A 24,032-nucleotide genomic window follows, 5' to 3' on the forward strand; every position below is an offset into this window, starting at 1 on the left:
TTATTTTACCACATATACAGTATTTTTGGTAACGAATTTCTACAGAAATAAAAACCCTGCAACGAATGAACGTTTGCAGGGCTTTCCATTATTCTTTACCAAGCTGAATTGCTTTTTTAATATCTTTCAACGACCTTGATGGTCCATACATAAGAACGCCGCCTCGATACACTCTTGCACCGAACCAACCGAGAAGGAAAATCGTCACGAGCATGATTGCAATCGACAATAACGGTTCCCACAACGGCAAATCTAACATGCCAACTCGGAGGAACATGACGAGCGGTGCAAAGAACGGGATATAAGAAGCAATCTGCAAATAACCTAGTTCTGGATCACCAAGTCCCGTCATTGCGATGATGAATGCAGCAACGATTAGCATCGTCATCGGCATGATCATCTGCTGCACATCTTCCGTTCGGCTAACAAGTGATCCAAGAAGAGCCGCAAGTGTTGCATAGAGGAAGTAGCCTAACAAGAAGAAAATAACTGCATAGACAAGCGTACCTGTGCTGATATCCGAGAAGCTAAAGAAATCAGTGAACCCTCCAGGAATATCAGTGGAAGCTGTTTTCATCGCAATGAAGCCGGCGATTCCGTACAGTACAATCTGTGCAAGTCCGAGTGAGCCGATGCCAAGTACTTTCGCAAACATATGCTTAACTGGCGAAACACTCGAAATAAGAATTTCCATAACGCGTGAAGATTTCTCCGTCGCCACTTCTGTCGCAATCATACTAGAATAAAGGATGACCGCAATATAGATGACGAACATAAGCACATATACAAGCACACGTGCCTGGTTTAACTCTTCCTCCGATTTAGCCGAAAGCGACACGTTTTTCTGTTCAAATTGAATTGGCGAGAATAGCGTCTGCACTTGCTCCCCCGACAATGACAACCCTTCCGCTTTTAGTTCCGTCTGAATCGACTGAAGTGCATCTTGAATTACCCTCGGAAGATTGAAATCAATAGCGCTCATCGTCGTATAGTTTGCTTGGATTGTTTTCGTATCGTCCAACGCTAGGGTAAGGAATGAATCGATGTCGCCTTCCTTCACCTTTTTCGTCAATGCCTGTTCCGATTGATCCGACAGTTCCACTGTAATGCCGGTTTCATTCGCACTGAACTGTCCATTCAATCTATCGGCAAGTACCCCACTCGTATCAATGACTTGCAGTGTCTCCTCTGAATCGCCGCCACCTGTGACACTTTGAACCGTATCAATGATTTTCGATAGATTCGAAAAGAGGAAAATTGCCGCAATCATAATTGCTGTCGTAATGATGAACGATTTTGTTTTTGCTTTTGTACTAAATGCTTGTTTAAAGATAATCCAAAACTCACGCATGCTCTTTCCCCACCTTTTCAATAAATATATCTTGAAGTGAAGGCTCTTCAATCGCGAAATGGCGAATCGGACCTGCTTTCAATGCCTCTGTCAAAAGTGCGTCCGCTACAAGTTCAGACTCGACTTGATAAACAGCACCCTCAATCGATTTATGCACAGATGTGACGCCTGCAATTGAATCCAATAACGTTAAATCATTATCCGATTTAATACGCACATTTTGTTTACCAAAGGATCGTTTTACATCACGAAGTGTCCCACTAACAATTTGCTTCCCTTTATCAATAATACTTAGTTGCTCACAAAGTTCCTCGACATGATCCATCCGGTGACTGGAGAATACAATCGTCGCACCTTGATTGCGGAATTCGAGTATCGCTTTTTTCAACATTTCCACGTTTACCGGATCCAACCCTGAGAATGGTTCATCCAGAATAAGAAGTCGGGGGTTATGCATAAGAGAAGCAATTACTTGGATTTTCTGTTGGTTTCCTTTGGATAATTCCTCAACTTTTTTATTTGCATAATGAGGGATTTCCATTCGCTCAAGCCATTTCTTTAGTTCGGACTTGGCATCCGCCTTGCTCATACCGCGCAATTGCCCGAGAAAAATAAGTTGATCTTCCACTTTCATTTTCGGATACAATCCACGTTCTTCCGGCAAATAGCCAATTTCAGGACTTGTTGCGTAGGTAATCTTTTTATTGTTCCATGTTATTTTTCCTTCATTGGCATTCAGAAGACCCAAAATCATTCGGAACGTCGTTGTCTTACCCGCCCCATTCGCTCCAAGGAATCCATACATCGTGCCTTCTCCTACCGTCAGCGTTAAATCATCAACTGCGGTAAAATCTCCGAAACGTTTTGTCACATTTTCAAGTTGTAAAGTCATCGTGTTGCTCCCTTCCTATTTTCCCTCTCGTAACTATACGAATCTGGTTCACCAAAGTTTCAACTTAATTCTTTTTATCCGCAATGGCAGCCCCAATGCCATAGGTTATCATCGCAAGTACGTATACTCCCGAAATCAGGAAAAATGAAAGACTAGCTCCCTCAATAATAATAATGATCGCCCATGCAATGACGAGTGTAAAAATAGTGACAGCCCACGAGAGAGATCTTGCTTGTTCTTGAATTCGTTTATATCGTTCATCGTATCGCCGTTGCCTTTTACCTCTTTTCCAAACAAAATAGCCAATACTCAACGTTATCACAAGCCCGAGTGGCAATCCCAATAAAAAAGCGAGTAAGTCGAAGTCTTCACGCATACTTATTCCTCCTCCGGTGTAAAAATATCTTCGATGCGACAATCAAATAGTTTTGCAATCTTGAATGCCAAAACAAGTGACGGGTTGTATCTACCTTTTTCAAGGGATATAATCGTCTGCCTTGAAACTTCCAGCTTTTCCGAGAGATCATCTTGCGTCAACCCCATTGCAGTTCGTTTTTCCTTGATCAAGTTATTCAGTTTGATGCTCCACCTTTCATAAGTAAAGGTCGCTTTACGTAAAGTTTACTTTACTAAACATAATATGTCAAGCATCCTTTACATATATTTCAGTAAGGTTTTATGCTATAATTGGATGTAGATAAACTGGATTAATTAGATTAATAAAATATAGAATAGGAAATGAGAGGAGGTACACTATGACAGAGCGTGAATTGCTTGAGTTATTACTAGAGAAAGTCACTGGCATGGACACAAAAATAACTAACATAGAAACTGAACAACAATCTATGAAGAAAGATTTGCGGGGCCTGAAAGATGATTTGCAGGGTGTGAAAGATGAACAGAAATCCATGAGAGTTGAACTGCAGGGTGTCAAAGATGGTCAGCAATCTATGACAGTTGAACTGCAAAACGTGAAATCTCAACTTGACGAAAACACTCAATTGACTCGTGCAATTTATGATCGTCAAGAAGTAGCAGATGCAAAATTTGAGGCTTTGAGTATGGATGTAAATGAACTCCATGGAAAAGCGGCTTATAACAGTGAAAAGATTGACTCCGTTGCGGAAGACCAGAAGTCCACAAACGAAATACTGGGTGAACATGAAGTTTCCATTCGGACATTGAGACGCAGAGCTGTTTAAGTTCGTTTCATGAAATCCGAAGCGAATGAAACCGAGTAGGAAGGGTGAAATTTTTGAAAACATATAAACTAACTGCATACGAAAAATCCGGAAAATTAATTACTGCGGAATCATTCACAGCAGCTACTGACGATGAGGCGAAAGAAAAAGGCAATGCAATGCTCGAAGAAAAAAATCTTCTTGAGCAAACACACCGCCTCGCATCACCCGCCGGAAAACTATTATTGTTCCATTCGTAAAAAAAGTGCAACCAGGCGAAATTGTCGCTTGGTTGCACTTTTTATTCGCTAAAATTACGGCACGTGGACTGTTGTTATGGTATCTTAAAGGTAATTCAGATTGTTAATAACGGAGGTACGAACTAATGGATATTGCGCTAATTGCCCATGATCAGAAAAAAAGTGAAATGGTGAATTTTACGATTGCCTATGAACAGATTTTTTCCAAACATACATTATTCGCAACAGGTACCACCGGGAAAAGAATAATGGAAGAAACGAATCTTTCTATAAACCGGCTAATGTCCGGACCTTTAGGCGGTGATCAGCAAATTGGTGCGATGATTGCGACTGGGAAATTAGATTTGATCCTCTTTTTCCGTGATCCACTGACAGCTCAGCCACATGAACCTGATGTCAGCGCATTACTACGGCTTTGCGACGTCTACGGCATCCCCCTTGCCACGAATATCGCAACAGCAGAACTGCTAATCCTCTCTGTTGAAAAAGGTTATTTCTCTTGGCGTGAAACAGCCGACAAATATAAATAAGAAGAACCCACTCGATTCCATAATGAGTGGGTTCTTCTTATTTATAGTGCTTATACACGAATACGTTGATTTAAATTATTGATTTCAGCATCATGCTCGCCTGTTTTTCAAGTTAAATACTTAACATCGATTTTAATGCCTTTTATTTCATCAGAAACGACTTGAAAGGTATGTTGTTGTTGTTCTGTTCCAACTAAGATTCAACATGCTTGAAATGACTTCTATTTTCGGATTGATTATGACGTACATCATCTTTCAGTTCACTTAGGTCCTGTTCAACCTTATCGAAACGTGCATCCATTTGATCAAATCTCTTTTCCATCTGACCCATAAACTGTTTTAATAATTCTTCCATTCTTCTCACCCCTCTTTTCATCAAATTCAACCATCCTGCTATGTTTTGTATCTTGTTGTTTATGTTTATAATTTAACTATTACTCGTCTATTCATTAGATAGGATTAGGCTTGCGTTGACAAAAAAGTATCGGACATCTACCCTGTTAGGATACTGTCCGATACTTTTCTCAATTTCCTTTGAATTCCGGTTTCCGTTTCTGCACGAAAGCCTGAATGCCTTCCAAATGATCACCCGTTTTACGCATCGCCACTTGCGCTTCATTTTCCATTTTCAGCACGTTTTCAAGCTCCGCCTTTTTCTGCTCATGTAAAATGTTTTTAGATGCAATCATTGAAGTAATCGGTGCTGCCAGCAGTTTGGTAGCATATGCTTCAGCATGTACCACAGATTGACCATCCGCCACTACTCCATCAATCAGTCCTTTTGCAAGCGCTTCGTGTCCGTTCATCACTTTACCTGACCAGATAAGTTGCTTGGCTTGCGGCACGCCGACACGTTCTTTCAAAAAGAAATGTCCTCCTCCATCTGGCACAAGACCAATGCCAATGAAGTTCATCGCTAGCTTACTATTTTCCTCCGCAATTATGTAATCACAACCAAGGACAAGACTGAAGCCTAGACCAGCAGCCGCACCATGAACGGCCGCAATTGTAATTTGCGGCAAGGTATATAATGCTTTCGCAAGACGTGACACACACACCATCACTTTTCCTATGTCCAATGGGTTATTCGGATCAATCATCTTCTTGATATCTCCACCCGCCGAAAACGTACGACCTGCCCCCTGGATGATTAGAACTTGGACTGTTACATCACTTTTCAACGATTCAAAGACATCCGCTAGCTCTTTCATCATGACATCATCCATCGCATTCATTGATTCAGGTCTGTTCAATGTCAGACGTGCAAGACGCCCTTCCTTAACCAATTCAACTGTTTTATACATGAAAAGACACCTCTTTTTTCGATTGAATGAATAACCATTCACTTCTTTAATTCGGCATTTTTCTTGTAATCCCTCTATTTCATAAGCAACTCATAAGATTTCCTATAATAATGTAAAAAAAGACACCTATCAAAACAGTGGATATCCACTTCCTTGATAAGTGTCTATATCAAAAAGCCTTTATTTACCCCGCAGTAATGGGCAGTAAGACCCTACTTGAGGGCTTTAAGAAACCCGAAGAAGTGTTAGAAAGGATGAGGCAGAAATACGCGACGTCCTGTACGTCCGCCTCCCCTAATTGACGTTTCATCTTATTAACTGTAACTGTAAATTACGCTTTTATCTGGTACTCACAAGCCCAAAGTATTTGGTAATATAGTATTGACCCTCTGGATAAGAATAGATCTCCTCACTCATTTTATCCATAAGACCACGGTACCATACCCCGTCTATCATACCTTCAAAAAATTTATGAGAAGGCCCTGGGGTCATTGACATAACGTAGATTGTATGGGCTCTCCAGTTGGGCCCTGAAGTTATTGTGGTTACCTGTTGATGATTTTGAATAGAATTTGATTCGGCAGCAAATACAGTAGAAGAAGATACAAAAACACTTGATGCAAAAACACTGAACACAACTAAAACGGTGATACTGAATTTCTTCAACAGTTTGTACATTTAAAACACTCCTTTTCGTTTTACTTTTTATATCGTAACATAAAATGTAACCAATTACAATTTATAGGGTAAACAACACAACGTGATAAAAGTACCTCAATTTAGGTAATCAACCAATATATAGAACCTAACACTTTTTACAATTAAGAACTTCCTTGTTATATTTCACTGAATCAATACCAAAGTCTTTTCTTGACATGAAAAGTTATACAAAAAAACACCTGTGTCCTTCATAGTTAAAAGGACGACCAAACAACAAAAGAGATAAACAGATTGAACTTTCATTTTGCTGGTCTTCTACTTGATTTAAAAGAGCTCCCTATTTCCAATGTCGAAAATATTCAGGACGATTTTTTTATTCATGTCCAACCAGTCGACTCTTTACAAGCTTGTCCTTAGGTAACATTCATAGCTTGGTCTACATGAAACCTCAAACACTGTGCACAGTTTCTAGTCAATTTGTTTATTGTATAACCAAGACACCTTTTTCAAGAAACAAATAATCGTTCACTTCTTGAGTCTGGTGTCTTTGTTGTAAATCCTTTATTTATTCCCAGTTGTAGGAAGTATCGCGTCCAAATTCAACAATTTCTTATTAAAGGGGAATACTAATATTTCATAACAGTTCCCGTATAATACGTAATGTAATAGGGACCATCTGGATCAAACTGCTGACTAGATTGATACAACCTACCTTTGTACCATTCTCCTCCGATGGGACCGACAAAATAGATAGATATAGGTCCAGGGGCTGGTGACACAACCTTGACTGTGTGAATAGGCCCGTAAGGTGGAATAGAATCTGAAGCCATTGCAGATACTTGTTGGTGACCTTGAACAGAATTTGATTCGGCAGCAAATACAGTAGTAGAAGATACAAAAACGCTTGATGCAACAACAGTGAATACAACTAGAACAGTGATACTAAATTTTTTCAACAGTTTGTACATTTAATACACTCCTTTTCATTTTACTATCTACATACTATCATAAGTTGGAATAGATTACAATTTTTCGGATAACGTTATTTGGCGTAATAAAAATACTTAAAAATAGATTATTAACCAAAACATAGAATGCAATACTTTTTACAACTAAGATTGACTGGGGGATTTAAACTGTTGGTTCATACTAATTTAGTACCCATCTTCTTATACAACAGATAAGAGATAGCGACAGTACATGCAGTATAAATAGCCAATATTAATCATTTTTTTAATCCATTCATAACTTCCTTTCAATTTGTTTGTAACATAAACAAAAAGACACCGAATAAGGAAATTAAGTTCCATTAATTTCTCTAATTCGGTATCTTTCTTTGTAAAACCTCTATTTATTCACAGTAACCGGAAATATCGTATTCAAATGAGCTAGTTTCTTCTCAATTGATTCCTCGTATGACAGAATATAAGCCGCTGGATCTTTTGGGTTGTAGAACTGTGTGATTTTTCCTGTCTCAGGCTCGATGAACTTGCTGGAAGCCCCACATCCAACGCCAATGATTGTCTGTACTTCCTCCATAATGACAATGTTGTAGATGCTTTCTTCACCAGGCTTTGAATAGCCAACATTTTCAAGGTTGCCTAGGATGTTCTTCTGACGATACAGATAGTAAGGTTCATAGCCATTTGCCACGTTCCATTCTTCCCCAAGCTTCATCATCTGCTCGACCGTTGCTCTATCCGCAACTTTGTATTTGTCCTTATTGCGTGTCATTTCGGATGCTCGTTTGAATGAAAGTGTATGGATAGTCAGTGATTCCGGCTGCATCTTTTCCGTTTCAGCGAGCGAATGCTTGAACTCTTCCATTCCTTCATTCGGTAAACCAATAATCAGGTCCATATTTATATTTTTCATGCCCATATTGCGCGATAGCCAAAACTTATCAATCGTCTCTTGAACGGAATGATGACGGCCGATTGCTTTCAATGTTTCATCCGTGTAGGATTGCGGATTGACACTGATTCGGTCGATGCCCCACTTCTTCAGCACGTCGATTTTAGCGGGTGTAATCGTATCAGGACGACCCGCTTCCACTGTGATTTCTCGGACATTATTCATGTTTGGGAATGAAGCATACATCGTTTCATACAATGCATCCATTTCTTCAGCTTCAATACTAGTCGGCGTTCCTCCGCCAAAATAGATTGTGGTGATTTTCATATCGCGTTCTGTAAGCCATTTCCCCATCTCACGAATTTCTTCGTGCAGACCATCCAGAAACGTCTCGACCCGGCCGTTTTTACGATTGATTGCATAAGCCGGAAATGTGCAGTATGCACACTTTGTTGGGCAGAATGGTATACCGATATAAATGCTTACTTCGTTCTTCAATTCATACAGATCAGGCACTGCACGAAGTTGAACATCCGCAATTTTCGATAAAATCTCACTCTTATCACGTGAAATACGATGCCTTTTCATTAATATTTGTCGAACCTCTTCAAAACTACACCCTAATTGACGATACTTATGGTAGAGCTTCATAGGACGGATACCCGTCAAAATTCCCCACGATTGGCGCATACCAGTTGCCTGTTCAAGGACATCGAGGAAAATATGAGAGTAAATTCGTTTCAATTGGCGGGTTTTCACTTTCGCATCTCCGTCTTCTTCGATTTCTGAAAACTCGGCAAAATAGTCTATGCCATCTCGTGTAAGGGATGATCTACCAAGGAGACCTCCAGCCGAATTCCGTTCCAAAGACATACTTGCTTGTATCGCATCCACATCATCCTCAAGAATGATGTTGGATTGTTCAAAGAAAAGGTTTGCAAGATGCGTAAACATCCGAATCCAATCTTGTTCGAATTTTTCTTTAATAATGATTTTCTGCATTTTCTGTACCAACTTTCTATTTGCAAGTGAATTTCAATTGTCCCTTAAAATGGGACTAAGGAGGAACTGTCATTGGCCTTTTTTTTCAAGAAAAACAGCGGGATCGAACAATCACTTATTGAACGTGCTACACATGAGTTAGTAAACGTCCACATATCAAACGACTTGGATAGAGATATCAAAACACAATTAACAATGATTGGCCTTAACGAAAATGACTTGGCTATGCTTCGTGTTTTGACACCCCTTCTACAAGAGAACGTGAAGTCCATTGTAGCAAACTTTTATAAGAATCTCGAAAATGAATCCTCACTTTCTTCCATTATAAAAACGCACAGCACGATTGCGCGATTACGCGTTACACTGGAACAACATATTTCAGAAATGTTTGATGGAAAGATTGATAACGCTTTTGTTAAAAAGCGACACCGTATCGCGGTCATTCATGCGCATATCGGGCTTGAGCCGAAATGGTATCTTTCCGCCTTTCAAGATATATTAAATAACTTCTTCACCATTATTGAAAAGACTGATTATACAGGTACAGACAAGTTTTATGCAATTCATTCCATTTCTAAAATATTGAACTTTGAACAACAACTTGTCCTTGAAATATATGAAAAAGAACATACACAACAGATGATTGATGAAAATGAACGGAAAACTGTATTAATGGAAGAAATTCATCAAAGTTCTTCTTCCCTATATGATATTATCAACAAAACGAACGGAGATATCGCGGATATGACGGATGTCCTCGGCAATTTACGTTCTCTTTCCAATGATAATACCAATTTGGCTGACGATATTTCATCCGCCGCAAATAAAGAAAAACGATTACTTGAAGAAACGGAAAACCAAAGTGATATCCTCCAGACAAATATGAATAACATCCGTATTCGTGCCGGAGAACTTCATAATCTGACCGAAAAAATCTCATCTATTGCGAGCATCGTAACAGGGATTGCAAACCAGACGAACCTACTCGCATTGAATGCTTCAATCGAGGCGGCACGCGCAGGTGAACACGGAAAAGGCTTCGCAGTCGTTGCAGAAGAAGTCGGAAAACTTGCAGCACATACAAAGTCGACATTAGCGGAAGTCGACGTTATCCTTGATGAAACGGAACGAACGGCTACGACGATTACTTCCGAAGTTGGGGTGTTACAAAAATTAATCTCCAAGGAACGTGAACAGATTATCGCTTCTGGCTCTTCGTTTGCGTCCATCGTCCTGTCTATGGAGAGCTTGAAGGACAGAAATAATGAACTTCACTTAGATATTCAAAGGCTTTCCGCAAATATCGAATCAGTCCACGAAAGTTCTGAAGAAATGGCTGCATCCGCGGAAGCCTTGTCAGATATGTGAAAACAAAAAACCGGCATCTGCCGGTTTCAGTCGATTGATTCGTATATTTCCTGCACAGGTTTCATAAGAACACGGTTTACTTCTTCAATCAGTCCGCTCAATTTCATTTCAGCTTCGAGCATCTTCATGATTTTCGGATTCTGCTGTGCAATTTGCGCGGTTTTTTGTGCGTATTCAAGTTCTTCAGGTAGAACTTCCTCTCCTTGCATCTGCTTCTCTTGTAGTGTCACCTGAATTTTACGGAAGCTTTTAAACAGCTCAAACGCTTCCGTGTCCTCTTTCACCTCTATGACTGCTTGCTGCACTTTAGCAAACTCATTTGTTTTTCGGAATGTGGATTCCAATCTGTTTAAATCATCGTAAATATTTACTGTCATCTGTAGTTCCCCCTAGGATAAGTTTGTAAAATAGACAATTAGGCCTTGAACAATCCCAATCATACCCCCAAGCAATGCACCGAGTACAGTAATCATTTTGAACTCGCGCTTTGAAATACCAAGCACGAGATCTTCCAGTATGGCGACCGGAAACGAATCTACTTGTTCTTTTACCATCTCATCAATTTTCAGTTTACGCATTGATAGTTCCATCTGCTGTTCAGCCTGTTTAAATGCAAAACCAACAAGCATCGGCGTCACATTGTCCGCCGCCCATACCGCCCCATCAGGCCAATAATCGCTAATGGTTTTACTAAGACGTGCTTCTAACGCAAGCTCTTTCCTAGCATATGTTTTGACCGAATCGAACAGTCCATCTAAATCAAAATCGGAAAGTAATTCATTCACAGGACGTTTCTGCAGTTTCACCCACTCGTTATGGATAATGTTGTTGATAAGGTCGTGTGTGCCTGGTGCCGCGATGAATTTCAATGCTTCCCGTTGTACTTTCCCAACGAGCGATTCGGATTCCCCGAAGAACATATTCACCATGTTGCCTAGTGTCCCTTTCGATGCCAGAAAATCATCAATCATTTTCCGAAACATCGCTTTGCCTTCTTCAGATTCGAAATATTGCTCTGATCGACCAAGGATATACGCTGTCACACCTGGAATTCGTCCTTCCAATTCCGTCAGCCACTTCTCTGGAACCACTTCGCTGACGGTTCCGGTCGTCAGCTTTGTTCGGATTGTAAGAAGCTGTGTGTCTAGCACTTCTAGCACTTTCCGTTCCGCCTTCGCAGCAACTCCCGTTGCACCCGCTATCGTAAGCCAATCATTTAAAGTTTTATCCGAATGGAGGATATGCTCTTCTAGCTTTCGTTGAACAAAATTCTCCGTTTTTTTCTCCATGTCAGGCGTCAACAGTTTCTTTCGGAATGTTTCCGGAGTCAAAAGATAATTTGTCACCGTCTTACCCAGCTGCGTCGCTAACTCATCCCGTCGTTTGGGTATCAACCCGGGTGTGAAAGGCAAACGCCATTTCCCGATATATTTTGCTTCATGAGGTCGAAATAACATCTTGATAGCAAGATGATTCGTGAATCCCCCAATCAGCGCGCCGATAATAGCCATGAATAACAATGTCCATAAAAAGTTCAATCGCTTCACCTTTTTCTGTTTCTTCAACTTCCAATTATAGCAGAAGTAAGTCGAACCGAAAAATGAGAAGCCTTGTCCTTCGGTATGTGTTTTCGAATTCCGCTATTCATCGAACTATTTCACAAGCCTAATTAGCAAGATGACAAGATTTCATTTCAATGATAGGCTGTTTCTAAGAGTCAGAACGTTCTAGCTATGATTCTCCAACCAACATCAACTACTAATCGAGGTGTTCGAAATGATCCGTTATCCAAATCCTCTGCGTACCGGCCAGACAATTGGCGTTACAGCTCCATCTTCCGGCGTAGGGAAAGATCTTCATTCATTATTACAACTATCCAAACAGCAATTCGAAAAACGAGGCTTCAAAGTGGAGATTGGCGATACCGCTTGGTCGCAAATAAAGGCTGCTTCTGCTACGAAAGAAGTCCGTGCCGCTGAACTGACGGCTATGTTGAACAACTCCACGATCGGTGCAATTATCCCTCCATGGGGCGGCGAAATCTTGATGGAAATCCTGCCTCTTATCCACTGGGACGAAATCGAACCGAAATGGATTCTCGGGTACTCTGATTTGAGCACGCTTCTTTTCTCATTGACCTTGAAAACGGGTATCGCGACGGCTCATGGAACGAATTTCATCGACTTACGGAGTGATGAATGGGATTCAGTGACAGGCAAATTCCTAGAGGTGCTATCCGCATCAACAGGTTCAGTAATCGAACAGCAATCATCTAAGAAGTTCCAATCTGAATGGCAGCATTTCGCACCTCTCGACCCGTATGTTTTCAAATTGGATAGTGAGACACGGTGGGAAATTATTGGTGGTGGGGAATTCAAAATCGAAGGGCGATTTCTCGGGGGGTGTCTTGATACGATTGGTAAACTTGTTGGCACGCCCTATGGAGATGTCGCCGCATTCCAGAAAAACCATTTGAACGACGAACCGATCCTTTGGTATTTAGAAAACTGTGAAATGTCTGCGACAGACTTTCATCGCACGGTGTTGCACTTTGCATATGCAGGGTGGTTTGATAACGCTGCGGGGATTATTTTCGGTCGGTCGCCTGCGGGTCAGTCGGTCGATGGATTCACCGTAGTTGATTCGATGGAACGTTTGCAGGAATTGACGGGCTTGCCGATTGCCTATAATGCCGATATCGGCCATGTTCCTCCGCAAATCACCTTTGTGAACGGGGCATACGGCAGCGTTTCTATCTTAGACGGCGAAGCTGTAATTAGTACGGAATTCAAGTAAACCTTAGAATTAGATGTAGGGAGCTAATAGCTTGAATAAAGAAATCATCGACCATCTATATAGATTGAACAAATGATTCCACTAAATAACGCTTCGGCGCTAGGGTATGCCTCCCACCATAAGCCAAGCCGCCAGTCTTATGGCTCCGGCTAACCCTTGGAAGGCGCCTTCGCTGGATTGGTAGGTCACTTTCAATAGTTCGTCATATCTAGGAATAACTGTAACGTATGAATTTCCACCGAAGCGAATTATCTCCCTTTGCCCAGGCATTACGGAAACACTATTTGCACTCGAACTGGAAAATGAGATTGCCGGATGCCATTCCTATTGTTGTTGATGGTGAACTGTTTTGGTATGGCGCAAAGATGATGGAAGCAGTCGATTATTTCAAAGAGCAATTTTATTCATTATGAAATCAACAAAAAATCCCCCAGCCGTATAGTTCAAATTCGGTAGGGAGATTTTTCGATTTCGCTTATACTTGGCAACCTGCGCCGACAGTCGTTCCATATTTCGCTTTTGCTTCGATACGGCGACTATGCAAGATTGGCTCTGTATAGCCGTTTGGCTGATCGTATCCTTTAAACACGAGGTCGCAAGCAGCTACAAACGCAATTGAATCGTCAAAGTCCGGAGCCATCGGATGGTATAATTCATCACTGGCATTTTGTCCATCTACGACTCTCGCCATCCGTTTCATCGTTTCCAATACTTGCTCTTCCGTACAGATTCCGTGATGGAGCCAGTTTGCGATATGCTGGCTAGAAATACGCAACGTCGCACGATCTTCCATCAGATTAACGTTATTGATATCCGGCACTTTAGAACAGCCGATGCCTTGGTCAACCCAACGAACAACATAACCAAGAATTCCTTGTGCGTTGTTGTCCAATTCCGACTGGATTTCTTCCGTCGACCAATTCATATCTTCCGCAACCGGAATTTGCAAGATTGTATCTTGGTAGTCTTTTAAACTTTCAATGCCATGTTGCACTTGTTTTACATTCACTTGGTGGTAGTGAGTGGCATGTAAAGTCGCAGCAGTAGGTGAGGGTACCCATGCTGTGTTGGCTCCCGCTTTGGGGTGGACAATTTTCTGCTCCAACATCGCCGCCATCAAATCTGGCATCGCCCACATCCCTTTTCCGATTTGTGCATGACCTGGTAAACCGCAATCGACACCGACTGCCACGTTCGACGATTCATATGCTGCAAGCCAAGGAGTCGCCTTCATGTCATTTTTACGAATCATGACACCCGCTTCCATAGATGTATGCATTTCATCTCCCGTACGATCGAGGAATCCTGTATTGATGAATCCAATCCGCTCTTTCACTTCATGAATACATGCTTTCAAGTTCAATGATGTACGACGCTCCTCATCCATCAAACCGATTTTCAGCGTATGGCGTTTCAGGCCTACAATATCTTCAATGCGATCAAATAATTTATTGGCGAATGCCGCTTCTTTTGATCCATGCATCTTCGGTTTAACAATATAGACTGATCCGTGATCGGAGTTTCTGAATTGAACATTGTCACCCATATTATGTTTTGCGATTAAACTTGTTATGACCCCATCGATAATTCCTTCCGGCACTTCGCGTCCGCCTTTATCGAGAATTGCACTATTCGTCATCAGATGCCCGACATTACGGATAAACATCAACGAACGTCCAGCCAGCGTAATCTCACCGCCACTCGGTGACGTATACGTGCGGTCAGAGTTCAATGTACGTATAATGGTCTTTCCATCTTTTTCAAGGGAAGCGGATAAGTCCCCTTTCATTAAACCTAACCAGTTGCGGTAAATCAGCACTTTGTCTTCTGCATCAACAGCAGCAACGGAATCTTCACAATCCATAATTGTAGAAAGTGCCGATTCCAATAGAATGTCTTTCACGCCCGCCGCATCCTCTTTGCCAATCGGGTGATGATGATCGATTTGAATTTCAATATGCAGCCCATTATTGACAAGCAAAATAGCTGTCGGGATTTCTGGTTGCCCAACGTAGCCAATCAGTTTTGTCGTATCTTTCAACTGTGCCATTTTCCCGTCAGGAAGCGTAGCGGAAAGTTTATTGTCAACAATTGCATACTTTTCTACATTTACATGCGAGGCATCTACTAATGCGACCGATTTGTCGAGGAAATCTTTCGCGAAAGCGATAACTTTTGCACCGCGTATGGGATTATAACCTTTTCCAATTGCTGTTCCACCCTCTTCACTAATTGCATCCGTTCCGTACAGCGCGTCATACAGACTACCCCATCGCGCATTTGCAGCGTTCAACGCATAGCGGGCATTACTCAGGGGCACAACCAATTGCGGACCCGCTAGTCGTGCAACTTCATTGTCCACATTTTCAGTAGAAACATCGAATTCTTCCACTTTCGGCTCAAGATACCCAATGGCTTTTAAAAAGTTTTTATACTTCATGAAATCGGTGTTTCCCTTGTTTTCCTTATGCCATGTATGGATGGCTTGTTGCAGGCGAGCCCGCCCAGCCAACAGCTCCCTATTTTCTGGAATGAATTCATGGATCAATGCGTCGAAATTTGGCCAGAATTTTTCGTCGTCCACTCCCGTTCCAGGTAACACTTCCAAATTCACAAAGTCATATAGTTCTTTAGCAACTTGAATGTTTCCTGTTTTCACGTAGTTTTGCACATCTATCCACTCCTATAAATTAGTCTTCGCTAGTAATTAAATTACTGTATTACAACAGAATAAACTATCATATGATATACTATAATAGAAGAGGGATTGGAAATCAACTGAATTGTAAAAACTTTTTTAGAGCGCATTATACATCGTTGAAAAACGTATCGCATGCTCAATTTCATCATGCATTGCGATGAATAGCGGATTGTATGCCTGTTGAAACGGAATTGTCAGTAACATTTCTTTATACATTTCTACCGCATCTAATTCATCGACCAACGCCCGTTTTGCACAATCCTTCAACTCATAACAAGGCAATGACTTTTTTGGATTTTGAACAAATGTCCCCGTCATCATATAATAGAGCTGTTGGAACATTTCATAGTGGCTTTTTTCATCTTCATAAGCGTGTTTGATGAAATCTTGCCAGTACGGATCGTTCGTCAATCCGTACATGGATTTATAAAAGTGATAAGACTTGTATTCGTCTTCAATCGCTTGCTTTAATTTATCTACAAACAATTCAGCACCCTTTCGCATCTTTTACCCAATTTTATGCGTACAAACTACATCTTATGAGAGGAGTAATCGAATGCTGCAACATTTCAGCTACAAGCCGATGTATGAAAATAAACAATTACCTGGTTGGACATTTGCATTTTTCTTTCAAAAAAAAAGGTATACAGGTGACTATTTGCCCGATGGAACAATGACTTGGATTGGAGACACGCCATCCGATGAAGAGAATGTGAAAAAGATGATTCACGAATTAATGACTTTCCATGTGTACGATTGAGTCCATGTGTTTTCGGGAATGCTACACTTCATGACGAGTGAGGAGGCGTAGTATGTCTAAAGAGAAAACACCGGAAGAACTCCGTAAGGAAAAGGAACAATTGAAGATACAGGATCAGAAAACCGAAAATGTCTTTGAAGACAAATCGCATGTTCCCAGTGAGCAGAATCGTTTTAAGGACACCGAAAATCCAAGAAGTCAAAGAAATTAAAGAATCCGCACACCTGGAATGATAAGGTGTGCGGATTTTTTCAATGTCATAAACAAACCGTTTAAAAAGGGGGAACTCCCCTCAATCGCTATTCGATTGAGAGGATGTTCCAGCCTGCAATTTATACATTTGTGCATATTGACCGTCTTCAGCAAGCAATTCATCATGCGAGCCGCTTTCGACAATTTCACCGCGGTCTAATACTAAAATTCGATCCGCGTTTTTAATAGTAGAAAGTCTGTGGGCAATAATGAATGTCGTCCGCCCTTTTTTCAGTACATCCATCGCATGCTGGATAATTTCTTCTGTTTCTGTATCGATGTTGGACGTTGCTTCATCCAAAATAAGAATCGCTGGATCGAATGCAAGCGCTCGTGCGAATGAAATCAGTTGACGCTGTCCGGAAGAGAGCGTACTCCCTTTCTCCACAACTTCTTCGTCAATTCCATTCGGCAAATGCTTCAGCACCCGTTCCCCGCCAACTGCATCAAGTGATTGCTGGACTTTTTCACGTGTAATACGCGGATCACTCAAGCTAACATTCGATTCAATCGTTCCACTGAACAGATATGGATCTTGTAGAACAATGCCCATATGAGACCTTACAGTCTGCCGAGGCATATCCCCGATGTCCATACCATCGATTGTAATTTTCCCCTTCGACGCATCATAGAAACGGAATAACAAGTTCATAATCGAACTTTTTCCGGATCCTGTATGTCCGACGAGTGCAACCGTTTCACCTTGTTTCGCTTCGAAAGAAAGTTCTTTCAAAACATATTCTTCTTCTTTATAAGCGAACCAGACGTTTTCAAAGCGAACATCTCCACGGTATCGATCAATTTTCTCATCACATACCGGTTCCCCTTCTCGATCTAGTAGTTTAAAGACACGCTCCGCCGCTACAAGGGAATGTTCTAGATGTGCAAATTGGTTAACGACACCTGTTATCGGGTTGAACAGCCTTGTAATATAGTCGACGAATGCATAGAGCATCCCAACTGAGATGACACTTTCCGTGGAAAGCGAAGCCCCTCCGAAATACCATATGAAGAAAATAAACGTCAACGAGCGAATCACATCAACGAGATTATGTGATGTTGCTGCTTCCACTTTCAACAGTTTGTTCTGATAGCGGTAGTGTTCATCGTTTAACCCGCTAAATTCTTCATCCATTTGTTTCTCGCGCCGGAACGCTTGAATAATTGTCATCCCATTAATGGATTCATTAATCATCGCGTTCATGTCACTCACTTTTCCACGGATGACATGATTTACTTTTGAAGCGAATTTCCGATACATCTTCATCCAAATATACAAGATCGGCAAGACAAATAGCGTAATAGCCCCCATCTTCGGATCCAAGTAGAATAAAGCGACGAAAATCCCAATCATATACATTCCACTAATTGCGAACTGTGACACAACGGTTACATACAGGTTACGGATTGCTTCTGTATCATTCGTAATCCTTGCGACGACTTTCCCAGCTGGTAAGTTATCGAAATAACGAATGGGCAATGTTTGAATATGTTCATATAAATCATTACGCATTCTCTGAATAATGCGATTCGCTGCTTTTTGTAGCAATAAATACTGGAAATAGCGGAATATCGCAGTTACGACTGCAAGCCCGAAAAAAACGGCAAGCAATTTAGCAATCGGCTTGAAATCAATGCCGCCACCCGTAGCTCCTGCAATATGGTCGTCAATAATTCTTTTGGCAATCATCGGCCCCATCAAGTCTGCCGCCACTGCGACACCAAGAAGGAGCAAGCCCCCAATTAGCAGGTTTTTATAATCAAGTGCATAGCGAACTAAGCGTTTACCGGTACTCATCCTATTCAACCTCCCCAATCTGCTGGCGGTCGAATTGCTCTTTGTACCAGCCGTTCTTTCCAAGCAACGTTTCATGCGTTCCTTCTTCTATGACACGCCCATCGTCAAGGACAATAATCCAATCCGCATGTTGAATAGCGGACAATCGATGTGTCGTAATAATTGTCGTTTTACCAGAACGTTCTGCTTGAATATTTTCAATGATTTTCGACTCCGTTTTCGCATCGACTGCGGAAAGCGAATCGTCTAAAATGAGAATTTCAGGATTTTTAACAAGTGCTCGCGCAATTGAAATCCGCTGTTTCTGTCCCCCTGATAAGGCGACACCCTTCTCACCGACGAGTGTATCAAGTCCTTCTGGAAGCATTTCAAGATCTTTTTCAAAATACGATAGGCGGATGGTTTCCGCAATATCCGATTCCGTTGCTTCTGGTCGACCGAACAAGATATTTTCTCTGACAGACCTAGAGAAGAGGACGTGATCCTGTGGCACATAACCAATCCAATCCCTTACCTGATCTTTCGTTAATGATTGAAGCGGCACGCCTGAAAAAGTAATTTCACCTTCACCTGACGGGTATTCACGCAGCAATTGTTTGACGAAAGTAGTCTTCCCACTACCCGTCTTCCCGACGATACCAAGTGTGTCTCCACGATTTAACTGAAGCTTGATATTATCCAAGTTGACCGAATGAGACATCGGATACGTAAAGACTACGTCACGGAAACCGACACTATCAGGATTCAAAACGTTTACCGGCTGTTCAGGATCTTTCACATCTTCCTCGTAATCAAGAGTCTCCATCACGCGATCAAGTGATGCGTTCCCTCTTTGCAGGACATTGATCAGTTCGCCGATTGCAAACATCGGCCAAACAATCATCCCGAGATAGACGTTGAATGTAACTAGATTTCCGAGTGTCATAGTTCCCTGAGATACAAGAAACGCTCCATATCCAAGTCCAATCATATACGTCAGCCCTGTAAGCACCTTCGAAATCGGCATGAACAGTGCATCAATCTTCTCAACATGCATGTTTTTCTGATAGACATCTTCCGTCATCTCAGCAAAATCTTTTTCAGACGCCCGTTCTTGGACGTACGCGCGCACAACCCTTACACCCGCGACAGCTTCAAGAACATTATCATTTAAATCCCCGAATGCTGCCTGCGAGACCATATATCTTTCATGAACTTTCTTCCCCAATACTTGCATAATGAATGCGAGGATCGGCAGCGGTAAAATCGCCGCCAGTGTTAATTCCCAGGACACCAGAAAGCCCATCGTTAAAACAAGTGTTAATAAATAAAGCGTTGAATCAACGAGCGTCATAATCCCGAAACCAGCCGTTTCTGAAATCGCACGCAAATCATTCGTCGATCTTGCCATCAAATCGCCCGTCTTATTCTTCTCATAAAACGTCGGCGTCATTTTCAAAAAATGACGCATAAGTCGGCTACGTAATTGCCGTTCAATGACATACGCACCGCCGAACAACTGATATTGCCAGACATAGTTACTCGCATAATTGAAAAGTATGATGACAAGCATCGCCCCAAGAATAGTAGCGAGAAGTTTTCCAGTCAACGTCTGCGTGTAAATCGCATCAATTGCTTCACCGATTAGCCACGGAGGGATAATAACAAGAACATTTGTCACCATTAAGAGAATGAGAGCAACTGTATACCTCTTCCGATTCTCCTTAAAAAACCATTTTAACTTAAATAAAACTGAAAACATAAATCAACCAACTTTCTTCCTTTTTCTTTTACGGCTATCCGCTTTCTAGAGATTCCTTTTCTAATAATTTCCGTTGCTGTTTGATGATCAACATAGCAAACACTCCTTTTCTTTTTTATTTATGTGACACGCATTGCGTGAAAACACCGGATTATCTTAAAGTAGATACAAAAAAGCACACGCTCTTAACATAAGCGTGTGCTCATAAAAAGGAACGGCAGAACGCGCCACTCCAAGTTAATTATTCTGGGATGATATAGATTTTGGCCAGGCACGGCATGATTATGCAATTGTTTAGGACAACTTGAACGTTTTTCATTTTCCGTGCCTCCCTTTCTATTTCGAGTATCTAACTATCTCAGATTACCATTGCTATTTTAAGAATGTCAATACTTTTTAGAAAATTTTTTTAAATCATATCTTTAGGCCATGCCTCATTTCACCAATTCATCCCAAGACAACTAACAACTGCTTATGATATTCCATCAGTCATTTTTCTATGAATATACAATCGAAAAGTGAAAGCATTTGTTTTTTCTCTAAAAGTAAATTATCATTAGACTAACTATCTATTTAACCATCACAGGAGGTGTACACTTTGTTCTCCCCCTCATCCGGGTTTGGGACAAAGTAATTATTTGGAGATTGCCATACGATTGACAGCGTTCGCTGTCTTGATCGCCCTCACCGCATTTTTTGTTGCGAGTGAATTTGCTATAGTGAAGGTAAGGAAAACACGCATTGATCAGCTTGTAGCTGAAGGAAATCATAAAGCTATCAATGCTAGAAAAATTATTGGGAATCTGGACGAATACTTATCCGCTTGCCAGCTGGGAATCACAATCACCGCTCTCGGTCTAGGGATGCTCGGTGAACCGACCGTCAAATTGATTTTGAACCCAATTTTCAACCATTTCGATTTGACACCTAGCCTTTCCAGTCTTCTTTCATTCATCATTGCGTTCACGTTCGTAACTTTTTTGCATGTTGTTGTAGGTGAATTGGCTCCTAAAACGATTGCGATACAAAGAGCGGAAACCACTGCATTAAATTTCGCAAAACCGCTTATCTTATTTTATCGTCTCATGTACCCTGTCATTAAAGGTATGAATGGTTCCGCACGTTTCTTCATAGGTCTTCTCGGGTTCAAATCGATTGCAGAATCCGAAGTTGCTCATACGGAAGAAGAGCTTCGTATGATTTTATCCGACAGTTTAAAAAGCGGTGAAATCAACCAAGCTGAATATAAATATGTGAATAAGATCTTCGAATTCGACGACCGAATCGCCAAGGAAATTATGGCACCCCGGACAGAAATGATGATTATCGACAAAGAGATGACTTTGCAAGAAGTCTTCGAAGTCATCGGTGTCGAACAATACACACGCTACCCGATTACAGACGGTGATAAAGATCATATTCTGGGACTTGTCAACATGAAAAACTTATTGACTGCGTTCATTAAAGACCCAACTACGGGTGATCATCCCGTTATCGAGTATATGCAGCCGATTATCCGTGTTATCGAAACCATTCCCATCGGTGATCTTCTACTTAAAATCCAACGGGAACGAATTCATATGGCGGTTCTCATGGATGAGTACGGTGGTACATCCGGTATAGTGACAATCGAAGATATCTTGGAAGAAATCGTTGGGGATATACAGGATGAATTCGATATGAATGAAATTCCAGAAATCCAACATCTCGGGGAAGGTCATTATATTTTCGATGCGAAGATGTTGATTGAAAATATCAATGATATCCTAGGCATTTCAATCGATGAAGAGGATATTGATACAATCGGTGGTTGGTTCATGACACAGCGCTTCGAAGCGATTCAAGGTGAAAAAATTATTGAACAAGGCTATGAATTTATGGTTGAAGATGTAGATGGGCATCACATTCTATATCTTGAAGTTATTAAACATATAGAGGGAGAAACTAAGGTCATCGAAGACCTATCTGTTGATTCCTAAAACTGCGACTCTCCACTAGGAGGTCGTTTTTTAAATTGATAAACTTCAGTTGACAATTATCTTTTATTCTGATAATATTAATTCATCTTACAGAAAGCAGGTGAAATTTTATGGCTATTTTCATAATGTCTATTGTCACTCTGAACGGACCCATACTTTCACCTGCAGTGCTTTACTAAAAAGCATGTCTATTCTGTTATGCGCGTGAAACCGTGGGTCCGATCAGGAGCCACGGTTTTTTTATATGCATATAACAGGAGGAAATTAAATTGACAAAACTCAATGAGTACGGTTGGAATACATTTCATGAAGCTAACTGGGAAGAATTAAATGATAGATTTAAAATGAAGAAGTGCGTGCCAGCTCGTGTCACGCTTGAACATAAACGAATGTACCGTGTGATCACGGAAGAAGGAGAATGGTTATCCGTCTGTTCCGGAGCATTCCAATATGACGCGGTAGAACGACGAGACTTCCCCGCTGTCGGCGATTGGGTTGCAGTAGAAAAGATGCCAGGTGAAGAACGCGGAATCATCCATGCGATTTTACCAAGAAACTCCCTCTTTTCAAGAAAAGTAGCGGGAGAGGCAATTGCAGAACAAATTATCGCTGTAAATGTCGATATTGTCTTCCTTGTTATGTCGATGAACCAAGATTTCAACGCCAGACGACTTGAGCGGTATCTCGTTGCAGCCTATGATTCTGGTGCAAATCCGGTTGTCATTTTAACGAAGAAAGATGTGTGCGATAATCCTACTTACTATATTGAAGAAGCGCGGAACATCGCATTTGGCGTAGATGTTTTTGCGGTGAGCAACGTAACAGGCGAAGGAATTGAACAGCTCACTGATTTATTGAAAGATAGGAAGACAGCCGCTCTTTTAGGTTCTTCAGGTGTTGGAAAATCATCACTAACAAACGCCATTTGCGGCGATGAGATGATGGTTGTGCAGGACATCCGGGGTGACGATGACAAAGGTCGACATACGACGACTCACCGGGAACTGGTGAAAATTCCGACTGGCGGCGTGCTTATCGACACGCCTGGAATGAGAGAGTTTCAACTATGGGAGAACAGCGAAAGCCTTGATTCGGGATTTAAAGATGTGGAAGCATTTGCAGATGCATGCAAGTTCAATGACTGTCAACATGGCAATGAACCCGGATGCGCAATTCAAGAAGCGCTCGCTACTGGTACTCTAGCTGCGGATCGCTATGCGAGCTACTTGAAACTCCAAAAAGAGTTAGCGTTTCTCGAACGAAAAATAGATCGCGCCGCCCAATCAGCAGAGCGCAATAAGTGGAAAAAAGTAACGAAAAGTATGCGGAAGAATCCTTCTAAAAAGAAATGATATAAAAAAGGCGTTCTCTATGCGGAGAACGCCTTTTTTATATGAGGTTTATTGTTATCACCGCCTTGATGGGGTTTATCACCGCCTTGGCCTACTTTATCACCGCCTTGGCGCACTTTATCACCGCCTTGGCGCACTTTATCACCGCCTTGGCGCACTTTATCACCGCCTTGGCGCACTTTATCACCGCCTTGGCGCACTTTATCACCGCCTTGGCGCACTTTATCACCGCCTTGGCGCACTTTATCACC

General features: G+C 41.5%; 25 protein-coding genes and 1 pseudogene. 10 read left to right on the forward strand and 16 right to left on the reverse strand.

Going from position 1 to position 24,032, the window contains the following annotated elements; all coding sequences use genetic code 11:
* Window positions 1-88: 88 nt before the first annotated feature.
* From H4683_RS09755 to H4683_RS09770, 4 genes are all read right to left on the reverse strand, one after another.
* Window positions 89-1,351, reverse strand: coding sequence for an ABC transporter permease (locus H4683_RS09755; protein ID WP_192598658.1), 1,263 nt, complete (start codon window positions 1,349-1,351; stop codon window positions 89-91).
* Window positions 1,344-2,243 carry an ABC transporter ATP-binding protein gene (locus tag H4683_RS09760; protein WP_192598659.1) on the reverse strand — a complete coding sequence of 300 codons (900 nt, stop codon included), beginning with the start codon at window positions 2,241-2,243 and terminating at the stop codon, window positions 1,344-1,346. Before H4683_RS09760 ends, H4683_RS09755 begins: the two co-directional genes overlap by 8 nt.
* 64 nt (window positions 2,244-2,307) lie before the next feature.
* Window positions 2,308-2,619, reverse strand: a complete 312-nt coding sequence (locus H4683_RS09765; RefSeq protein ID WP_192598660.1) for a DUF2178 domain-containing protein — start codon at window positions 2,617-2,619, stop codon at window positions 2,308-2,310.
* A 2-nt stretch (window positions 2,620-2,621) separates the two neighbouring features.
* Complete coding sequence (locus tag H4683_RS09770) at window positions 2,622-2,819, reverse strand: helix-turn-helix transcriptional regulator (protein ID WP_225942016.1); 198 nt, start codon at window positions 2,817-2,819, stop codon at window positions 2,622-2,624.
* Window positions 2,820-2,998: 179 nt separating this feature from the next.
* On the opposite strand from H4683_RS09770, the gene H4683_RS09775 reads away from it, so the two are divergent.
* From H4683_RS09775 to mgsA, 3 genes are all read left to right on the forward strand, one after another.
* A complete protein-coding gene (locus tag H4683_RS09775) occupies window positions 2,999-3,445 on the forward strand; it encodes a hypothetical protein (protein WP_192598661.1) in 447 nt (148 codons plus the stop codon).
* Window positions 3,446-3,498: 53 nt separating this feature from the next.
* The gene (locus H4683_RS09780) at window positions 3,499-3,684 is read left to right on the forward strand and encodes a YhzD family protein (protein ID WP_192598662.1); all 186 of its coding nucleotides are present in this window, start codon (window positions 3,499-3,501) and stop codon (window positions 3,682-3,684) included.
* A 125-nt stretch (window positions 3,685-3,809) separates the two neighbouring features.
* Window positions 3,810-4,214: a methylglyoxal synthase gene (mgsA, locus tag H4683_RS09785; RefSeq protein WP_192598663.1), complete on the forward strand. Its 405-nt coding sequence runs from the start codon at window positions 3,810-3,812 to the stop codon at window positions 4,212-4,214.
* 193 nt (window positions 4,215-4,407) lie between these two features.
* Here the strand turns inward: mgsA and H4683_RS09790 are convergent, their stop codons facing one another.
* The 5 genes from H4683_RS09790 to H4683_RS09810 form a co-directional block, all read right to left on the reverse strand.
* Window positions 4,408-4,569 (reverse strand): hypothetical protein, encoded by a 162-nt coding sequence (locus H4683_RS09790; RefSeq protein ID WP_192598664.1) that lies wholly within the window; start codon window positions 4,567-4,569, stop codon window positions 4,408-4,410.
* A 169-nt stretch (window positions 4,570-4,738) separates the two neighbouring features.
* Window positions 4,739-5,518, reverse strand: a complete 780-nt coding sequence (locus tag H4683_RS09795) for an enoyl-CoA hydratase (RefSeq protein WP_192598665.1) — start codon at window positions 5,516-5,518, stop codon at window positions 4,739-4,741.
* 339 nt (window positions 5,519-5,857) lie between these two features.
* The gene (locus tag H4683_RS09800; protein WP_192598666.1) at window positions 5,858-6,196 is read right to left on the reverse strand and encodes a hypothetical protein; all 339 of its coding nucleotides are present in this window, start codon (window positions 6,194-6,196) and stop codon (window positions 5,858-5,860) included.
* A gap of 608 nt (window positions 6,197-6,804) precedes the next feature.
* Window positions 6,805-7,146 (reverse strand): hypothetical protein, encoded by a 342-nt coding sequence (locus tag H4683_RS09805; RefSeq protein WP_192598667.1) that lies wholly within the window; start codon window positions 7,144-7,146, stop codon window positions 6,805-6,807.
* 379 nt (window positions 7,147-7,525) lie between these two features.
* Complete coding sequence (locus H4683_RS09810; RefSeq protein ID WP_192598668.1) at window positions 7,526-9,034, reverse strand: coproporphyrinogen III oxidase; 1,509 nt, start codon at window positions 9,032-9,034, stop codon at window positions 7,526-7,528.
* 72 nt (window positions 9,035-9,106) lie between these two features.
* On the opposite strand from H4683_RS09810, the gene H4683_RS21725 reads away from it, so the two are divergent.
* A complete protein-coding gene (locus H4683_RS21725) occupies window positions 9,107-10,402 on the forward strand; it encodes a globin-coupled sensor protein (protein ID WP_192598669.1) in 1,296 nt (431 codons plus the stop codon).
* Window positions 10,403-10,428: 26 nt separating this feature from the next.
* On the opposite strand, the gene H4683_RS09820 is transcribed toward H4683_RS21725, so the two are convergent.
* Both H4683_RS09820 and H4683_RS09825 read right to left on the reverse strand, forming a co-directional pair.
* Window positions 10,429-10,779, reverse strand: coding sequence for a YlbF family regulator (locus H4683_RS09820; protein ID WP_192598670.1), 351 nt, complete (start codon window positions 10,777-10,779; stop codon window positions 10,429-10,431).
* Between the two features lie 12 nt (window positions 10,780-10,791).
* Complete coding sequence (locus H4683_RS09825) at window positions 10,792-11,967, reverse strand: DUF445 domain-containing protein (protein WP_338062441.1); 1,176 nt, start codon at window positions 11,965-11,967, stop codon at window positions 10,792-10,794.
* Window positions 11,968-12,178: 211 nt separating this feature from the next.
* Here H4683_RS09825 and H4683_RS09830 point away from each other — a divergent pair, with 211 nt between their 5' ends.
* On the forward strand, window positions 12,179-13,198 hold the full coding sequence (locus H4683_RS09830) for a S66 family peptidase (protein WP_192598671.1): 1,020 nt from the start codon (window positions 12,179-12,181) through the stop codon (window positions 13,196-13,198).
* Window positions 13,199-13,425: 227 nt separating this feature from the next.
* Window positions 13,426-13,611: a hypothetical protein gene (locus H4683_RS09835; protein ID WP_192598672.1), complete on the forward strand. Its 186-nt coding sequence runs from the start codon at window positions 13,426-13,428 to the stop codon at window positions 13,609-13,611.
* 62 nt (window positions 13,612-13,673) lie between these two features.
* On the opposite strand, the gene H4683_RS09840 is transcribed toward H4683_RS09835, so the two are convergent.
* Complete coding sequence (locus tag H4683_RS09840; protein ID WP_192598673.1) at window positions 13,674-15,869, reverse strand: malate synthase G; 2,196 nt, start codon at window positions 15,867-15,869, stop codon at window positions 13,674-13,676.
* 126 nt (window positions 15,870-15,995) lie between these two features.
* Complete coding sequence (locus tag H4683_RS09845; protein WP_192598674.1) at window positions 15,996-16,385, reverse strand: ferritin-like domain-containing protein; 390 nt, start codon at window positions 16,383-16,385, stop codon at window positions 15,996-15,998.
* A gap of 70 nt (window positions 16,386-16,455) precedes the next feature.
* Here H4683_RS09845 and H4683_RS09850 point away from each other — a divergent pair, with 70 nt between their 5' ends.
* Together H4683_RS09850 and H4683_RS09855 are read left to right on the forward strand one after the other, a co-directional pair.
* Window positions 16,456-16,659 (forward strand): YheE family protein, encoded by a 204-nt coding sequence (locus H4683_RS09850; protein WP_192598675.1) that lies wholly within the window; start codon window positions 16,456-16,458, stop codon window positions 16,657-16,659.
* Between the two features lie 52 nt (window positions 16,660-16,711).
* Complete coding sequence (locus tag H4683_RS09855) at window positions 16,712-16,870, forward strand: hypothetical protein (RefSeq protein ID WP_192598676.1); 159 nt, start codon at window positions 16,712-16,714, stop codon at window positions 16,868-16,870.
* Window positions 16,871-16,951: 81 nt separating this feature from the next.
* On the opposite strand, the gene H4683_RS09860 is transcribed toward H4683_RS09855, so the two are convergent.
* Window positions 16,952-18,709, reverse strand: a complete 1,758-nt coding sequence (locus H4683_RS09860; RefSeq protein ID WP_192598677.1) for an ABC transporter ATP-binding protein — start codon at window positions 18,707-18,709, stop codon at window positions 16,952-16,954.
* A gap of 1 nt (window position 18,710) precedes the next feature.
* Window positions 18,711-20,450, reverse strand: a complete 1,740-nt coding sequence (locus H4683_RS09865; protein WP_192598678.1) for an ABC transporter ATP-binding protein — start codon at window positions 20,448-20,450, stop codon at window positions 18,711-18,713.
* A 656-nt stretch (window positions 20,451-21,106) separates the two neighbouring features.
* Here H4683_RS09865 and H4683_RS09870 point away from each other — a divergent pair.
* Window positions 21,107-22,429, forward strand: a complete 1,323-nt coding sequence (locus H4683_RS09870; RefSeq protein ID WP_225942012.1) for a hemolysin family protein — start codon at window positions 21,107-21,109, stop codon at window positions 22,427-22,429.
* Between the two features lie 269 nt (window positions 22,430-22,698).
* Window positions 22,699-23,781 carry a ribosome small subunit-dependent GTPase A gene (gene rsgA, locus H4683_RS09875; protein WP_420826554.1) on the forward strand — a complete coding sequence of 361 codons (1,083 nt, stop codon included), beginning with the start codon at window positions 22,699-22,701 and terminating at the stop codon, window positions 23,779-23,781.
* Window positions 23,782-23,798: 17 nt separating this feature from the next.
* On the opposite strand, the pseudogene H4683_RS09880 reads toward rsgA, so the two are convergent.
* Window positions 23,799-24,032: pseudogene (locus H4683_RS09880) on the reverse strand (hypothetical protein); the annotation flags it as partial.

The organism is Sporosarcina limicola (assembly GCF_014873855.1).
Classification (GTDB): domain Bacteria; phylum Bacillota; class Bacilli; order Bacillales_A; family Planococcaceae; genus Sporosarcina; species Sporosarcina limicola.

Bases quoted from the DNA above. Each gene is read 5' to 3' on its own strand.
- H4683_RS09755 (WP_192598658.1), bottom strand. From the start codon at position 1,351: ATGCGTGAGTTTTGGATTATCTTTAAACAAGCATTTAGTACAAAAGCA.
- H4683_RS09760 (WP_192598659.1), bottom strand. From the start codon at position 2,243: ATGACTTTACAACTTGAAAATGTGACAAAACGTTTCGGAGATTTTACC.
- H4683_RS09765 (WP_192598660.1), bottom strand. From the start codon at position 2,619: ATGCGTGAAGACTTCGACTTACTCGCTTTTTTATTGGGATTGCCACTC.
- H4683_RS09775 (WP_192598661.1), top strand. From the start codon at position 2,999: ATGACAGAGCGTGAATTGCTTGAGTTATTACTAGAGAAAGTCACTGGC.
- mgsA (WP_192598663.1), top strand. From the start codon at position 3,810: ATGGATATTGCGCTAATTGCCCATGATCAGAAAAAAAGTGAAATGGTG.
- H4683_RS09790 (WP_192598664.1), bottom strand. From the start codon at position 4,569: ATGGAAGAATTATTAAAACAGTTTATGGGTCAGATGGAAAAGAGATTT.
- H4683_RS09795 (WP_192598665.1), bottom strand. From the start codon at position 5,518: ATGTATAAAACAGTTGAATTGGTTAAGGAAGGGCGTCTTGCACGTCTG.
- H4683_RS09800 (WP_192598666.1), bottom strand. From the start codon at position 6,196: ATGTACAAACTGTTGAAGAAATTCAGTATCACCGTTTTAGTTGTGTTC.
- H4683_RS09805 (WP_192598667.1), bottom strand. From the start codon at position 7,146: ATGTACAAACTGTTGAAAAAATTTAGTATCACTGTTCTAGTTGTATTC.
- H4683_RS09810 (WP_192598668.1), bottom strand. From the start codon at position 9,034: ATGCAGAAAATCATTATTAAAGAAAAATTCGAACAAGATTGGATTCGG.
- H4683_RS09820 (WP_192598670.1), bottom strand. From the start codon at position 10,779: ATGACAGTAAATATTTACGATGATTTAAACAGATTGGAATCCACATTC.
- H4683_RS09830 (WP_192598671.1), top strand. From the start codon at position 12,179: ATGATCCGTTATCCAAATCCTCTGCGTACCGGCCAGACAATTGGCGTT.
- H4683_RS09835 (WP_192598672.1), top strand. From the start codon at position 13,426: ATGAATTTCCACCGAAGCGAATTATCTCCCTTTGCCCAGGCATTACGG.
- H4683_RS09850 (WP_192598675.1), top strand. From the start codon at position 16,456: ATGCTGCAACATTTCAGCTACAAGCCGATGTATGAAAATAAACAATTA.
- H4683_RS09855 (WP_192598676.1), top strand. From the start codon at position 16,712: ATGTCTAAAGAGAAAACACCGGAAGAACTCCGTAAGGAAAAGGAACAA.
- H4683_RS09860 (WP_192598677.1), bottom strand. From the start codon at position 18,709: ATGAGTACCGGTAAACGCTTAGTTCGCTATGCACTTGATTATAAAAAC.
- H4683_RS09865 (WP_192598678.1), bottom strand. From the start codon at position 20,450: ATGTTTTCAGTTTTATTTAAGTTAAAATGGTTTTTTAAGGAGAATCGG.